Origin of the sequence: Mumia sp. zg.B53, assembly GCF_019550935.1 — a bacterium.
Lineage (GTDB): Bacteria > Actinomycetota > Actinomycetes > Propionibacteriales > Nocardioidaceae > Mumia.
On sequence record NZ_JAHWCK010000001.1, the window covers coordinates 1,366,057 to 1,379,658 of the forward strand.

Genomic DNA, 13,602 nt, shown 5'->3' on the forward strand with positions numbered 1-13,602 from the left:
GCGAACCGGCCGACGTCCATGCTGTCAATCGGGAGACCGGCCCGATGGCGCCGAGTCATCGGTCATCGTGTGCGCAAAGCCTAGTCCCGCTCGATTCTTGAACCATGACCACTGACGGAGCACGCACCGCGGTCCTCTTCGACATCGACGGGACCCTCATGGACTCGAACTACCTTCACGTGCGGGCCTGGACGACGGCGTTCCGCCAGGCAGGGATCACCGTCGACACCTGGCGGATCCACCGCGCGATCGGCATGGACAACAGCCGCCTCCTCGACGACCTCGCCGGTGACGCGGACGACGCGGCCCGGGTGGCGGCGAAGGATCTGCACGCCTCCCAGTACGCCGAGCTGGCCGGCGAGCTGCGTCGATTCGACGGGGTGCGACCGCTGCTGCGGGAGATCCGCGACCGCGGCGCCCTGATCGTCCTCGCGACGTCCGCCCCACCCCACGAGCTCGATCGACTGCGTGAGGCACTGGACTGCGACGACCTGGTGGACGCGGTCACCAACGCCGACGACGTCGCGGAGGCCAAGCCAGAGCCCGACATCGTCCAGGTCGCGCTCGCCGCCGTCGGCGTGGAGGCCGGCCGCGCCGTCATGGTCGGCGACGCCGTGTGGGACGGCATCGCCGCGCAACGGGTCGGAGTCCCGTTCCTCGCCGTCCGCAGCGGAGGGAGTGGCCCGGGCGAGCTGCGTGGCGCCGGCGCGGTCGAGGTGTACGAGGACGTCGCGGTGCTGCACGCGATGATCGACTCCTCACCGATCGCTCCCTTGCTCCGCTGAGTCTGCGCACGCGGCCCCGAGCCGCGACACTTTGGCGATGCGAAAGATGGGAATCGAGGAAGAGCTGCTCCTCGTCGACCCGGCCACGGGCCTCACGAAGACGGTCTCTCAACGCGCGCTACGGCGCCACGACGGTGACGCGGATCTGGAGCACGAGCTGTTCCTCGAACAGCTCGAGACCATGACCTCACCGCACGCGCGGCTCACCGACCTGGCGACCGACCTCCACGACGTACGCCGTCAGACGGTTGCGGCCGCACGAGCCGCGGGAGCCGCGGCCATCGCCTCCGGCACGTCCCCGTTGCCGAGCGGCGAGTCCGAGGTCACCCCGAAGGCACGGTACGAGCGGATGCTCGACGAGTTCGGGGCGATCGGCGAGAGCGCCGCCGTCTGCGGGATGCACGTGCACGTCGACATCCACGACGACGAGGAGGCTGTCGGCGTCATCGACCGCGTACGCCCGTGGCTGCCGGTGCTGCTCGCGCTCAGCGCCAACTCGCCGTACGACGACGGCCGCGACACCGCTCACGCCAGCTGGCGATCGCGCCGGTGGACGGAGTGGCCGACGGCAGGACCGGTCGAGCCGTTCGGCGACGCCGCGACGTACGACGTCGCCGTGGAGGAGCTCATCACCTCGGGCGCCGCTCTGGACGAGGGCATGGTCTACTTCGACGTTCGTCGCGCCCGCTCGTACCCGACGGTCGAGCTCCGCGTCACCGACGTGTGCACCGACGTCCGCGACGGTGTGCTGCTCGCCGGGCTGTGCCGCGCGCTGGTCGAGACCGAGGCGCGTGCCTGGGCCGACGGGAAGCCGCTCGACCCCTGGCGCGTCGAGCTCCTGCGCGGTGCTCGCTGGCAGGCGGCACGGTATGGATTGTCCGACACCCTGCTCGATCCTCGCTCGCGACAGCAGCGCCCCGCTGCAGAGGTGCTGGGAGGTCTCGTCGAGCACGTCGCCGACGCGCTGGCGGCCACGGGTGACACCGACCTGGTCTGTGCAGGGATCGACCGGATCCTGCGCGACGGCAACGGCGCCGACCACCAACGCCGCGTCGGCAGCACCGGGGATCTCCGGGCCGTGGTCACCGACCTCGCGGCGCGCACCGACCCGGACTCCTGAACGCGACAGGGCCACCCGGTCAGACGACCGGGTGGCCCATGTCATGACACGTTCACGTCACCTGAGGACGGGGTTCTTCCGCACTGCCTTCTGCGCGCCCCACCAGCGACCGAGACCCCACGTGTCCCCGGCGAGACCGAGACCGACGACCGCGACGCCGAGGGCGCCGAGGATGTGCTCGTCGAGGATCGGGTGGTTTTCCGGCGGAAGCACGACGGTCCACATCATCACGTAGAGCAGGACACCGACGAGCGCGCCGATCCGGATCGCGATGCCGAGGGTCAGCGTGATGCCGACGACGAGCAGTCCCAGCATGAACAGGACGTCGACCAGCCACACGCCGGCGAGCGAGTGGTAGAGGTCCTCGAACGGGCCGTCGGGCGCGTTGGAGAGGTAACCGTCGGTCGGGCTCCCGCCGTTGATCACCGCTCCCTCGCTGGGCGTCGAGAATCCGAGGCCGAACAGCTTGTCGAGGAAGGCCCACAGGAACGTGAGCCCGAAAGCGATCCGCATCGCCGCGAGTGCCTGGGCGAAGACGCTCGTGTTGACCGCCTGGTTCTGGTCTCGAGCGGCGAGGACGCCGCCTCCTCGAGACGGTCGGCCGATGGTCTTGTTCATGATGTCCTTCCGGGGGAGTGGAATCGGGCAACTCCCATCATGGGGGGTAACCAGGGCTGCCGTCAGCGTTCGAGTCACGCCAGACGACGAAGGACCCGCCACCCCGAGGGTGACGGGCCCTTCGTCTGTGTGAGCAGCGGGTCAGGCGGCGACCACGTTGATGGTCACCTTTGCGGTGACCTCGGGGTGCACGCGCACCTGCACGTCGTACGTGCCGACCGTCTTGATCGGGTTGCCGATCTCGATCCGACGCTTGTCGACGTTGGCGCCGGCGCCCTCGAGCGCAGTGGCGACGTCCGACACCGTGATGGCACCGAACAGGCGGCCCTCGGCACCGGCGCGAGCCGGGACGCTGACAGCGTTGGACTCGAGCTTCTGCTTGAGCGCCGTCGCGCCGTCCAGGTCGTGGATCGCACGCGAGTCGCGAGCCTTCTTGATCGACTCGACCTGCTTCTCCGCGCCCTTCGTCCAACGGATGGCGAAGTTGCGGGGCAGGAGGTAGTTGCGGCCGTAGCCGCCCTTGACCTCGACGATGTCGCCGGGGGCACCGAGGCCGGTGACCTCGTGCGTGAGGATGAGCTTCATGGTGTTGTCCCTTCCCCGACGATCAGCGACCGGTGGAGGTGTAAGGCAGCAGCGCCATCTCGCGGGCGTTCTTGATCGCCGTGGCGATCTTGCGCTGCTCCTGGACGGAGACACCCGTGACGCGGCGAGCGCGGATCTTGCCGCGGTCGGAGATGAACTTCCGCAGGAGGGTGGCGTCCTTGTAGTCGATGTAGGTGATCTTCGCAGCCTTGAGCGGGTTGCTCTTCTTCTTCGGCTTACGAATGGGGGGCTTGGCAGCCATTGTGGTGCTCCCTTCCGGTGAGCCCGACCCGCAGGACGGGTCGGAATGACGTGACGGTCGAGAGACCGCCTTGAGTGTTCTTCAGATCCGACGACTCAGAACGGGGGTTCGTCGTTCGAGCCGGAGGGCGTGCTCGCCCACGGATCGTTGCCAGCGTTGCCGCCTTGCGGGGCGGGAGAGGACCACGGGTCGTTGGCCGGGGCCGACTGGCCTCCGCCGCTGAACCCGCCCTGGCCGCCGCCACCCTGCTGGTAGCCGCCGCCTCCACCTCCACCGGAGCGAGAGGCCTTGGTGACCTTGGCGGTGGCGCTGCGCAGGCTCGGGCCGACCTCGTCGACGTCGATCTCGAACACGGTGCGCTTCTCGCCCTCGCGGGTCTCGTACTGCCGGGACTTGAGGCGTCCCTGCACGATCACACGCATGCCCTTCTGCAGCGACTCGGCCACGTTCTCCGCGGCCTGGCGCCACACGGCGCAGCCCAGGAAGAGCGTGTCGCCGTCGCGCCACTCGCCGCTCTGGCGGTCGAAGGTGCGCGGCGTCGAGGCGATGCGGAAGTTGGCAACCGCTGCGCCGGACGGCGTGAACCGCAGCTCGGGCTCGTCCACAAGGTTGCCGACGACGGTGATGACGGTCTCGCCTGCCATGTCTCACTCCAACGTTCGCGGGATGTCTGCTGGCTAGCAGTCAACATCAAGACTCCGACAGAGGCGACCCCCTGCACGCCCCCGGTGGAAACCACCGGGACGGACCTGCTGGGGACGACCTGTCGGGCGTCCGTCACTTCTCGGGCCGGATGACCTTCGTACGCATGACGGACTCGTTCAGCGTGAGCTGACGGTCGAGCTCCTTGACGGTCTCGGGCGTCGCGGTCAGGTCGACCACGGCGTAGATGCCCTCGGACCGCTTGTTGATCTCGTAGGCAAAACGACGCTTGCCCCAGATGTCGACGTTGTCGACGGTACCGCCGTCCTGACGCACCACGTTGAGGTACGTGTCCAGGCTCGGGGCGACCGTGCGCTCGTCGAGGTCGGGATCGAGGATCACCATGACTTCGTAGTGACGCAAGGCAACTCCACCTCCTTCGGTCTGTACGGTCACGGTCTTTCCGTGACAGGAGGGTTGCATCGAGCTGCCCGAGCACACCGGATGGTGGCCGGGCAACCGACTCAGTCTATCGGGGCACCCCCGCGGGTCCCAAATCGCCGACCGGCAGCATGGCGAGGAGCTCCTCACCAGCATCTCGTACGAGCTGTTCCCACAGGCACTGGAGTTCGGAGGTGCGGTCGCGCTGACCGTGGGGCTGACGCTCGGAGCCGTCGCGTACTTCGTGGCCGACCGCTGGGTCCAGCGGATCGGCGGCCGCCCGGCCGGCGGCGCCGCTGGGCATCGGGACCGCCGAGCGGGGTGAGGTCAGCACGGTGCTCCTCGTCGCGGTCTTCGTGTCCAACCTTCCGGAGGCGATGGGTTCGGTGACGGACATGCGTGCCGCCGGCGAGCGGCCTGGGGTATGCCGCCTCGCGCGTCACCGCGGACCGGTTCGAAGGGGTGGTGGACGGGTTCGCCGCCGGCGCCCTGCTGGTGATGCTGGTCGGGGCGATGGTGCCGGAGGCCCGGGCGAAGGTGCAGGACAGGGCCGGGCTGGCCGCGGTGATCGGGTTCGCCCTGGCGGCGGGGCTCTCCGCCGTGACGTGATCACGCGCGACCCAGCCCCGCCGCACGTGGCCTACTCGGTCGCGATGGCCCGCAGCACGTTGAGGCGCGAGGCCCGCAGTGCCGGGAACACCGCCGCGAGCACGCCCACCACCGCCGCGATGAGGACATAGACGACCAGGGTCGTGTACGGGATCGAGAGCTCGGTGATCCCCTCGTCCTCGAGCGCCCGTTGCAGGACCACGCCGAACACCAGGCCCATCGCGATGCCGAGCACCGCACCCAGGACCGCGATCGCCACCGCCTCCAGCCGCACCATCCGACGCAGCTGCCGTCGGCTCATCCCGACCGACCGGAGGAGCCCGACCTCGCGCGTCCGCTCGATCACGCTCAGCGCGAGGGTGTTGACGATGCCCAGGGCCGCGATCACGATCGCCAGCCCGAGGAGCGCGTTGATCAGCATGAGGATCGTGTTGATCTGGTCGCGCTGGGACTCGATGAACTCGTCCTGGGTCTGGACGACCACGGTCGGGATGTCGGCCACGACGTCACGCACGGGGTCCTCGATGTCGGCTCCCGACCTCCCCGGCGCGGCGGTGACGGCCACGAAGGAGTCCTCGCGGCTGAGCTTGACGCGGTCCACGAACCCGAACGACGTGACGTAGTTGGAGACGACGTTGGACTCGGGGAACGTGCCGGCCACCGTCATCGGGTAGTCACCGGACTGCGTGGTGACATCGACCGTGTCCCCCACCTCGAGGCCTCGCTCCTCTGCGGTGTCCTCCCGGACCGCGACCTCGTCGGCGGCCAGCGTGTCCGCCGTGGCGTCGAGCTCGAACATCGAGAAGAGCTCGGCCGGATCGGTCGCGGTCAGGCCGGCGAAGGAGCCCTCGACGGAGGCAGGCACGAACTGCGCCTCCACCACGTCTCCGACACCGTCGATGCCGCGGATCTCCTCCGCGATCGACGTCGAGAACGGAGCCCCGACCGGGTTGGTGAGGAGGAAGTCGCTCGTGAACTCCTTGGTGACACCGACGTCGACCGACTTGTTGACCGACGAGCCCAGGATGCTCATCGTCGTCACGAGAGTCAGCCCGATCATGAGCGCCGAGGCCGTCGCGGCCGTACGGCGCGGGTTGCGCAGCGCGTTCTGGGTCGCCATGCGTCCCACGAGACCGAACGGGCGGAACAAGCCGCCGAGCGCGACGAGGACGGGATGGCTGAGCAGCGGGCTCATCAGCGAGACGCCGATGAGGATCGCGAGGACGCCGCCCCCGACGTACCACGCGCCGTTGTCGACCCCGGAGAGCCCGAGCCACACCAGGCCCGCGCCGATGACGACGAGAACCGCGCCGACGAGCATCCGCAGACGCATCGACGACTCCGGCAGCGCGACGTCGTCACGCATGGCCGCGACCGGCGCGACCCGCGACGCCCGGCGGGCCGGCAGGTAGGCGGCGACAAGCGTCACCAGCAGACCCACCACGTAGCCGACGACCCACGTGCGGGGCGAGATCACCAATGGCGTGTCACTCACGTCGAGGCCGAAGCTCTTGAAGAGCGCCGTCAGACCGTGGGCGAGCCCGATCCCGAGCAGCACGCCGACGGTCGATCCGATGAGACCCACCACGAGCGCCTCGATCAGCACGGACCGGCTCACCTGCCGCCGCGAGGCACCGAGGGCCCGCAGCAGCGCCAGCTCGCGGCTGCGCTGTGCGACCAGGATCGAGAACGTGTTGATGATGAGGAAGGTGCCGACCACGATCGCGATGCCCGCGAACACGAGCAGAATCGTCGTCAGGAACCCGAGGATCTCACCGATCGCGTCCTCGCTCTCCGCAGCGACGGCGTCGCCGGTGGCGGCCTCGAACCCGTCGGGCAGCACCTTCTCCGCCTCGTACGCCACCTCCTGCGGCGTCGCACCGTCGTCAGCGGTGAGGGAGACCGCGTTGTAGACGTCCTTGCCGTCGAGGAAGAGGTCCTGGGCGTAGCCGACGTCGAAGAGCACCAGCGATGCACCGGCCATCGATCCTCCGCCGAACTGCGCGAGGCCGACCAGCGTGGCCTCTAGCGTGGGCTGGTCACCGGCGGACACCAACGTCACGGTGTCGCCGACCTCGTACCCGCCCTTCTCGGCGCTCGTGGCGTCGATCGCCACCTCGCCGTCGGCGGACGGTGGCCGGCCCTCGGAGACGACGACCATCTGCTCGCCCGTCATGGCGGGCGCCTCGTCGTAGTTGAACGACAGCGTCGGGGGTCCGAAGCCCGCGACCAGCTTGCCGTCGGACCCGACGAGCGTCAGCGACTGGCTCTGCACCGTGCCGTCGGCACGGGCGACGCCGGGGAGCTCACGCAGCTCGTCGACGACGGACGCCGGGATGGTGCGGGTGTCGGCGCTCGGCGCCTGCTCCCAGCTCCCGGTGCCCTCGGCACGGACGGTCACGTCGGCAGTGGATCCCTCGATGATGCCGTCGAAGGACTTGCTCATCGTGTCGGTGAAGATGAGGGTGCCGGCGACGAACGCGACGCCGAGGACGATCGCGAACGCGCTCATCAGCAGGCGCACCTTGCGCGCCAGCAGGTTGCGCAGCGTCACCCGCAGCATCAGGCGGCACCGCCCTCGGCCGCAGCAGCCGTCTCGAGCGCGCGCATCTGGATCTTGGCCATCCGCTCGAGCACGGTCTCCGGGGTCGGCGCCCGCATCTCGTCGACGACCTTGCCGTCGGCGAGGAAGACGACCCGGTCGGTGTAGGACGCGGCGACCGGGTCATGGGTCACCATCACGACGGTCTGCCCGAGCTCGCGGACGCTGTGCTGGAGGAAGCTCAGGACCTCGGCACCCGAGGTCGAGTCGAGGTTGCCCGTGGGCTCGTCGGCGAAGACGATCGTGGGTCGGCCGACCAGAGCACGCGCCGCGGCGACGCGCTGCTGCTGGCCGCCCGACATCTCGTTGGGACGGTGCCGCAGGCGGTCGCGCAGCCCGACGGTGTCGATCACCTCGTCGTACCAGGCCGGGTCGGGCTTGCGGCCGGCGATCGACAGAGGAAGCAGGATGTTCTCCTCGGCTGTGAGCGTCGGCACGAGGTTGAAGGCCTGGAAGACGAATCCGACGTCGTCGCGCCGCAGGCGCGTCAGCTGCTTGTCGTTGAGCGCCGAGAGCTCCGTGTCGCCGATGAAGACCGAGCCGCTGGTCGCGTTGTCGAGCGCGGCGAGCAGGTGCATCAGGGTCGACTTCCCGGAGCCGGACGGGCCCATCACGGCGGTGAACTCGCCCTCGTAGACGTCGATGCTCACCCCGTCGAGGGCTCGGACCTCCGCCTCCTGCTTGCCGTAGGTCTTGCGCAGGTCCACCGCCCGGGCGGCGATCGTGCGAGCTGGGGTGGGGCCGTCGGACATGACACAACTCCTGACGAGGCGGGTTTGAAATCCCACGGTAGGGGAAGGTGGGGGCGCGACGGCACGGGTTTTGCCGCTGGCGAACACGTGCGTGCCGTGCCCGACGTCCCTGACACTGGTCGCATGAGCAACACCGAGCGCGACCCTCAGGAGATCACCGTGCCGCCCTCGTCGGACGAGGCCGAGGTGGAGCTGCTCGAGCCTCGGCTCGTCCCCCTGGGTGGACCACGGGCGATGACGGTGCGTCGTACGCTCCCCCAGCGCCTGCGCTCGCTGATCGGGGCCTGGTGCTTCGCCGACCACTACGGACCGGACGACGTCAGCGAGTCCGGCGGGATGGCGGTGCCCGGCCACCCCCACACCGGTCTCCAGACGGTGACCTGGCTGTTCGACGGCGAGGTCGAGCACCGGGACACGGTCGGGTCGGTCACGCGCATCCGGCCCGGCGAGGTCAACCTGATGACCTCCGGTCGGGGGATCGCGCACTCGGAGTACTCGACCGCCGACACCACGACGCTGCGGGGAGTCCAGCTGTGGACGGCGCTCCCGGCCCCCGACCGCTTCGGCGACCGAGCGTTCGAGCACTTCGCCACCCTGCCGGTGCGCCTCGGTGCTGCCACCGTGCGGACGTTCGTCGGTGACTTCGCCGGCGCCTCCTCGCCGGTCACCACGTTCACGCCCCTCGTCGCGGCTGAGATCGCCCTGCCGGCGCGTGCCGAGGTCCGCTTCGACCTCGACCCGGCGTACGAGCACGGCGTTCTCGTCGATCTCGGGCCGGTCGACGTCGACGGCACGCACGTGGAACCGGCCGCTCTCGCGTACCGGCCGGTCGGGCGTACGACGCTGGTGCTGCGCACCGGCGAGACGGACGGCCGGGTCGTCCTCATCGGTGGCGTGCCGCTCGACGAGGAGATCGTCATGTGGTGGAACTTCGTCGGCCGTGACCACGACGAGATCGTGCGGTTCCGGCAGGCGTGGACGGCTCAGGTGGACGGCAGCGGCGACCCTGACGCGTACGGACCGTTCCCCGCCGCGTGGGACGGAGCCGCGCTTCCCGCCCCCGCACTGCCCCACGTCCGCCTCGCGCCCCGCAAACAGCCGCCGCGCTGAGTCCTGAGCACCCGCTCTCGCCCGGCAGGACGGGCTACGCTGATCGCACGCAGGCTGGACGGACGTGGGCCAGAGAGGCGGGTGACCATGACAGCTGTCGCCGAGCCCGTGGTGGTGAGCCACCACGCCACAGGCACGCGCCGTCAACGGACCGTGCTGGTCCTGAACGCCAGCTACGAGCCGCTCCAGCGGGTGTCCCTGCGACACGCCATCCGGATGCTCGTGCGGGAGGTGGCGGTCGTCGAGGAGGCCCACCCCGAGGCCCGGTTCGGTCCGTTCCCCGTACCCAAGGTGCTGCGCCTGGTCCGCTACGTCGTGATGCGCTGGGTGCACGCCCGCACGCCGCTGTGCACCAAGGGCGCGGTCAAGGCGCGCGACCGGCACTGCGGCTACTGCGGCGGGCCGGCGGAGACCGTGGACCACATCCTTCCCCGGTCCCGCGGTGGGCTGCTGACGTGGGAGAACGCGGTCGCCGCGTGCCTGCGGTGCAACCACCGCAAGGGCGACCGGACTCCGGCGGAGGCGGGGATGACGCTGATCGTCACGCCGGCCGCGCCCCGCCGGTCCCCGCTGACGTAGCCCGGTGGACGTCAGCGGGCCTCCGGTAGCCTCGGGGCCGTGTCTCTCAGCGTCCGTACGATCAGCACCGCCGACCACCTGGCGTTCCTGACCTCCCTCCCCTCGGCGAGCTTCCTCCAGACCCCGGCGTGGGCCGCGGTGAAGTCGGAGTGGAGGGGTGAGTCGATCGGGTGGTTCGACGGCGGGGACATCGTGGGCGCCGGTCTGGTGCTCTACCGCAAGCTCCCGAAGGTCGCGAAGTACCTCGCGTACCTCCCCGAGGGGCCGAGCATCGACTTCGCCTCCGCAGCCGCTGGCCCCGGCGGCCTGGCTGCGTGGCTCGACCCGATGGTGAAGCACCTCACGGGCCGCGGCGCGTTCGGCGTCCGGATGGGGCCCCCGGTCGTGCTGCGCCGGTGGGACGCGGCGACGGTCAAGAAGGCGGTCGCCGATCCGGCGCTGCGCACCCTCGGCGACGCTCCGGCCGCGGCGACCGACCCCCGCGCGATCGCGGTCACGTCGGAGCTGCACCGCCTCGGCTGGCGGGAGCAGGTCGGCGAGGGCGGCTTCACGGCCGGCCAGCCGAAGTACAACTTCTGGCTGCCGCTCGTCGACGCCGACGGCGCCCCTCGCTCCGAGGAGGCCGTGCTGCGCGGGATGAACCAGCTGTGGCGGCGCAACATCAAGAAGGCCGACAAGGCCGGCGTCGAGGTCACGCTGGGCGGCGCGGACGACATCGCCGCCTTCCACACGATCTATGCCGAGACCGCGGAGCGCGACCACTTCACGCCGCGACCCCTCGCGTACTTCCAGACGATGTGGGACGCACTGAACGCCGAGGACCCCGACCGGATGCGGCTCTACCTCGCACGGCACGAGGGTGATCTCGTCGCGGCGACGACGATGGTGCGCGTCGGCCAGCACGCGTGGTACTCCTACGGAGCCTCCACGACCGCCAAGCGCGAGGTCCGCGGCTCCAACGCGATCCAGTGGCGGATGATCCGCGATGCGCTCGCTGCCGGCTGCACCGTCTACGACATGCGCGGCATCACCGACACGCTCGACCCGGAGGACAGCCACGTCGGTCTGATCCAGTTCAAGGTCGGCACCGGCGGAGAGGCCGTCGAGTACGCCGGCGAGTGGGACCTGCCGATCAACCGGCTGCTGTACCTCGCATTCCAGCAGTACATGAAGCGCCGCTGAGGAAGGCTGACCATGACGCTCACTCTCCACGTCGACGGCGAACGCTGGCGCGCGCACCTGCGCGGCACCGCCGAGCTGTACGACGGCATCATCCCGGTCATCAAGGGCAACGGGTACGGGTTCGGCAACCGCGCGCTGGCACGGCGGGCCGACTGGCTCGGCACGGACACGGTCGCGGTGGGGACGTACGCCGAGCTCGTCGACGTCCTCCCCCGCTTCGGCGGCGACATCCACGTGATGACCCCCTGGCGCCCGTTCTGGGCCGACACGGTGCGCACGGAGCGGATGTACGACCCGCGCGTGGTGCACACCGTCAGTCGGGTCGAGGACCTGGAGCTGCTGCGCACCGAGGCGCCGGAAGGCACCCGGATCGTCGTCGAGGGCGAGACCTCGATGGCGCGCCACGGCGTCGACCGGCACGCGCTGACGTCGGTCGCCGACAACCTGGGCCGGCTGCGGCTGATCGGGTTCTCGATCCACCTGCCGCTCTCGGAGGACAACCTGTCCGAGGCCGACAGCTGGGCTGCTGCCTTTGAGGCGTCGAAGCTCGCACCCGCCGTCTCTGGCACGCCTGTCTTCACCGTCTCCCACCTGACCGACCGTGAGGTCCGTACCCTCGCCGAGCGTCGCCCGGGACTCGTCGTGCGCCCCCGCGTCGGCACCGCGCTCTGGCTCGGAGACCGTGGCGCCTTCCGCGTCACCGGCCTCGTGATCGACTCCCACGTCGTCGAGCGCGGCGAGCGGATCGGCTACCGCCAACGTCCGATGCCGGTCGGTGGCACCGTCCTGATCGTTTCCGGCGGGACCTCGCACGGCATCGGGCTCGAGGCGCCCACCTCGGCCAGCACGATGAAGCAGCGGGCGACCTCGGTCGCGAAGGGTGGGCTCGGAGCCGCCGGTCTCGCGCTGTCGCCGTTCACCGTCGCCGGCAAGCAGCGCTGGTTCGTCGAGCCGCCGCACATGCAGGCGAGCATGATCCTCGTCCCTGCCGGCGTCGCCGTGCCGGCGGTCGGCGAGGAGGTCGAGGTCGACGTCCGCATGACGACCACGACGTTCGACGCCGTCGACGCCCCCTAGCCGGCACCGGGCCGACCCGTGAGGATCGGCCCGGTCGTACGGCTCAGGACGTCGCGAAGAAGGTCCGCAGGTCGTCGACCACCACCTGGGGCCGCTCGAGCATCGCGTAGTGCCCGCCTTCGGGGTGCTCGGTGAACTGCACGATGTTGCTGTTGTCGCGGTCGGCGAAGGCGCGGAGCGTCTGGAAGTCGTCGGCGAACACCGACACTCCCGTCCGGGCATGGTTCACCTGCGGCTCGGCGTCGCGGCGCGCCTCCTCGAAGTGGTAGCGCCCGACCGACGCCGACGTGTTGGTCAACCACTCGAAGGTGACCTCGGCGAGGATCTGCTCGGTCGTCACGAGGCTGGTCCCGTTGCCGAACGACATGAACAGCTCGTTCCAGGCGAGCTGCCCGACCGGTGAGTCGGAGACCCCCACCGCCACCGTCTGCGGCCGGGAGCCGTTCATGGCGTTGTAGCCGCCCATCGACTGGAACCACTGCATGTGCTCCAGCGCCGCGAACTCCTTCGGCCCGAAGCCCTCCATCTCGGCCGGGTCACCCGACGGGAACGAGAAGAGCTGGAGGACGTGGAGCCCGAGGAAGCCGGCGGGCTGCATCAGGCCGAGCTCGCGCGACACCATCGCGCCACCGTCGCTCCCGTGCACCCCGTACGCCTCGTACCCGAGTCGGCGCATGAGCACGTCGTACGCCGCCGCGACCCGCGCCATCGTCCACCCCCGGTCGACGACCGGCAGGCTGTAGCCGAAGCCGGGCATCGAGGGCACGACGACGTCGAAGGCGTCCTCCGCCCGACCGCCGTGCGAGACGGGGTCGACCAGCGGGTCGATCATGTCGAGGAAGTCGATCACGGAGCCCGGGTAGGTGTGCGCGAGCAGGAGCGGCGTCGCGTCCTTCTCGGCCGACCGGACGTGCAGGAAATGGATCGTCTGACCGTCGATCTCGGTCAGGAACTGGTCGTAGGTGTTGATCCGGCTCTCCACCTCGCGCCAGTCGAAGGCGTGGCGCCACTGCTCGACGACCTCGCGGAGATAGGCGTTGGGGACGCCGTAGTGCCAGTCGTCGCCAGGGGCAGGCTGCGGGAGCCGCGTGCGCTCGAGGCGCGCGGCGAGGTCGTCGAGGTCCGCCTGCGGGACGTCGATGCGGAAGGTTCGGATGGCGTCGCTCGCGCTCACGTCGGTGCTCATGAAAGGACGGTAGGACGCATTCAGGACGGTCAGATTCCTCAATCTGGGAGGA

The 13,602-nt window shown here is 70.1% G+C and carries 16 protein-coding genes; 7 read left to right on the top strand and 9 right to left on the bottom strand.

All coding sequences use genetic code 11. The features are described 5' to 3' along the window. Positions 1-104 precede the first annotated feature (104 nt). Both KV102_RS06545 and KV102_RS06550 read left to right on the top strand, forming a co-directional pair. Positions 105-785: an HAD family hydrolase gene (locus tag KV102_RS06545; protein ID WP_220345667.1), complete on the top strand. Its 681-nt coding sequence runs from the start codon at positions 105-107 to the stop codon at positions 783-785. 37 nt (positions 786-822) lie between these two features. After that, the gene (locus KV102_RS06550) at positions 823-1,905 is read left to right on the top strand and encodes a glutamate--cysteine ligase (RefSeq protein WP_220345668.1); all 1,083 of its coding nucleotides are present in this window, start codon (positions 823-825) and stop codon (positions 1,903-1,905) included. A gap of 57 nt (positions 1,906-1,962) precedes the next feature. Here the strand turns inward: KV102_RS06550 and KV102_RS06555 are convergent, their stop codons facing one another. The 6 genes from KV102_RS06555 to KV102_RS06580 form a co-directional block, all read right to left on the bottom strand. Further along, on the bottom strand, positions 1,963-2,523 hold the full coding sequence (locus KV102_RS06555) for a DoxX family membrane protein (protein WP_255560571.1): 561 nt from the start codon (positions 2,521-2,523) through the stop codon (positions 1,963-1,965). Positions 2,524-2,664: 141 nt separating this feature from the next. Beyond that, positions 2,665-3,108: a 50S ribosomal protein L9 gene (gene rplI, locus KV102_RS06560; RefSeq protein WP_220342725.1), complete on the bottom strand. Its 444-nt coding sequence runs from the start codon at positions 3,106-3,108 to the stop codon at positions 2,665-2,667. 22 nt (positions 3,109-3,130) lie between these two features. Beyond that, positions 3,131-3,370: a 30S ribosomal protein S18 gene (rpsR, locus tag KV102_RS06565; protein ID WP_220342726.1), complete on the bottom strand. Its 240-nt coding sequence runs from the start codon at positions 3,368-3,370 to the stop codon at positions 3,131-3,133. A gap of 95 nt (positions 3,371-3,465) precedes the next feature. Then, positions 3,466-4,014 carry a single-stranded DNA-binding protein gene (locus KV102_RS06570; RefSeq protein WP_220342727.1) on the bottom strand — a complete coding sequence of 183 codons (549 nt, stop codon included), beginning with the start codon at positions 4,012-4,014 and terminating at the stop codon, positions 3,466-3,468. Positions 4,015-4,147: 133 nt separating this feature from the next. After that, entirely contained in the window at positions 4,148-4,435 is a 288-nt protein-coding gene (gene rpsF, locus KV102_RS06575; protein WP_220342728.1) for a 30S ribosomal protein S6, read from the bottom strand. A gap of 106 nt (positions 4,436-4,541) precedes the next feature. Next, positions 4,542-4,787, bottom strand: a complete 246-nt coding sequence (locus tag KV102_RS06580) for a hypothetical protein (RefSeq protein ID WP_220345669.1) — start codon at positions 4,785-4,787, stop codon at positions 4,542-4,544. A 65-nt stretch (positions 4,788-4,852) separates the two neighbouring features. Between KV102_RS06580 and KV102_RS06585 the strand changes: the two genes are divergently transcribed. Beyond that, on the top strand, positions 4,853-5,062 hold the full coding sequence (locus tag KV102_RS06585) for a hypothetical protein (protein ID WP_220345671.1): 210 nt from the start codon (positions 4,853-4,855) through the stop codon (positions 5,060-5,062). A 31-nt stretch (positions 5,063-5,093) separates the two neighbouring features. Here KV102_RS06585 and KV102_RS06590 read toward each other — a convergent pair whose 3' ends face one another. After that, positions 5,094-7,625, bottom strand: a complete 2,532-nt coding sequence (locus KV102_RS06590; RefSeq protein ID WP_220345672.1) for an ABC transporter permease — start codon at positions 7,623-7,625, stop codon at positions 5,094-5,096. Beyond that, positions 7,625-8,416 (bottom strand): ABC transporter ATP-binding protein, encoded by a 792-nt coding sequence (locus tag KV102_RS06595; protein WP_220345673.1) that lies wholly within the window; start codon positions 8,414-8,416, stop codon positions 7,625-7,627. Before KV102_RS06595 ends, KV102_RS06590 begins: the two co-directional genes overlap by 1 nt. Before the next feature lie 123 nt (positions 8,417-8,539). Here KV102_RS06595 and KV102_RS06600 point away from each other — a divergent pair, with 123 nt between their 5' ends. The 4 genes from KV102_RS06600 (at position 8,540) to KV102_RS06615 (ending at position 12,364) form a co-directional block, all read left to right on the top strand. Then, on the top strand, positions 8,540-9,526 hold the full coding sequence (locus tag KV102_RS06600) for a pirin family protein (RefSeq protein WP_220345674.1): 987 nt from the start codon (positions 8,540-8,542) through the stop codon (positions 9,524-9,526). An 87-nt stretch (positions 9,527-9,613) separates the two neighbouring features. Beyond that, positions 9,614-10,105 (top strand): HNH endonuclease, encoded by a 492-nt coding sequence (locus tag KV102_RS06605; RefSeq protein ID WP_220342733.1) that lies wholly within the window; start codon positions 9,614-9,616, stop codon positions 10,103-10,105. Between the two features lie 39 nt (positions 10,106-10,144). Then, positions 10,145-11,287, top strand: coding sequence for a peptidoglycan bridge formation glycyltransferase FemA/FemB family protein (locus KV102_RS06610; RefSeq protein ID WP_220342734.1), 1,143 nt, complete (start codon positions 10,145-10,147; stop codon positions 11,285-11,287). A gap of 12 nt (positions 11,288-11,299) precedes the next feature. Then, positions 11,300-12,364, top strand: a complete 1,065-nt coding sequence (locus KV102_RS06615) for an alanine racemase (RefSeq protein ID WP_220345675.1) — start codon at positions 11,300-11,302, stop codon at positions 12,362-12,364. A 43-nt stretch (positions 12,365-12,407) separates the two neighbouring features. Here KV102_RS06615 and KV102_RS06620 read toward each other — a convergent pair whose 3' ends face one another. Then, on the bottom strand, positions 12,408-13,550 hold the full coding sequence (locus tag KV102_RS06620; protein ID WP_220345676.1) for an epoxide hydrolase family protein: 1,143 nt from the start codon (positions 13,548-13,550) through the stop codon (positions 12,408-12,410). Positions 13,551-13,602: the final 52 nt, after the last annotated feature.

Excerpts from the sequence above, each read along its gene's own strand:
- KV102_RS06605 (WP_220342733.1), top strand. The coding sequence starts at position 9,614 with ATGACAGCTGTCGCCGAGCCCGTGGTGGTGAGCCACCACGCCACAGGC.
- rpsR (WP_220342726.1), bottom strand. The coding sequence starts at position 3,370 with ATGGCTGCCAAGCCCCCCATTCGTAAGCCGAAGAAGAAGAGCAACCCG.
- KV102_RS06595 (WP_220345673.1), bottom strand. The coding sequence starts at position 8,416 with ATGTCCGACGGCCCCACCCCAGCTCGCACGATCGCCGCCCGGGCGGTG.
- KV102_RS06590 (WP_220345672.1), bottom strand. The coding sequence starts at position 7,625 with ATGCTGCGGGTGACGCTGCGCAACCTGCTGGCGCGCAAGGTGCGCCTG.
- rplI (WP_220342725.1), bottom strand. The coding sequence starts at position 3,108 with ATGAAGCTCATCCTCACGCACGAGGTCACCGGCCTCGGTGCCCCCGGC.
- KV102_RS06620 (WP_220345676.1), bottom strand. The coding sequence starts at position 13,550 with ATGAGCACCGACGTGAGCGCGAGCGACGCCATCCGAACCTTCCGCATC.
- KV102_RS06615 (WP_220345675.1), top strand. The coding sequence starts at position 11,300 with ATGACGCTCACTCTCCACGTCGACGGCGAACGCTGGCGCGCGCACCTG.
- KV102_RS06570 (WP_220342727.1), bottom strand. The coding sequence starts at position 4,014 with ATGGCAGGCGAGACCGTCATCACCGTCGTCGGCAACCTTGTGGACGAG.
- KV102_RS06545 (WP_220345667.1), top strand. The coding sequence starts at position 105 with ATGACCACTGACGGAGCACGCACCGCGGTCCTCTTCGACATCGACGGG.
- KV102_RS06555 (WP_255560571.1), bottom strand. The coding sequence starts at position 2,523 with ATGAACAAGACCATCGGCCGACCGTCTCGAGGAGGCGGCGTCCTCGCC.
- KV102_RS06550 (WP_220345668.1), top strand. The coding sequence starts at position 823 with ATGCGAAAGATGGGAATCGAGGAAGAGCTGCTCCTCGTCGACCCGGCC.
- KV102_RS06600 (WP_220345674.1), top strand. The coding sequence starts at position 8,540 with ATGAGCAACACCGAGCGCGACCCTCAGGAGATCACCGTGCCGCCCTCG.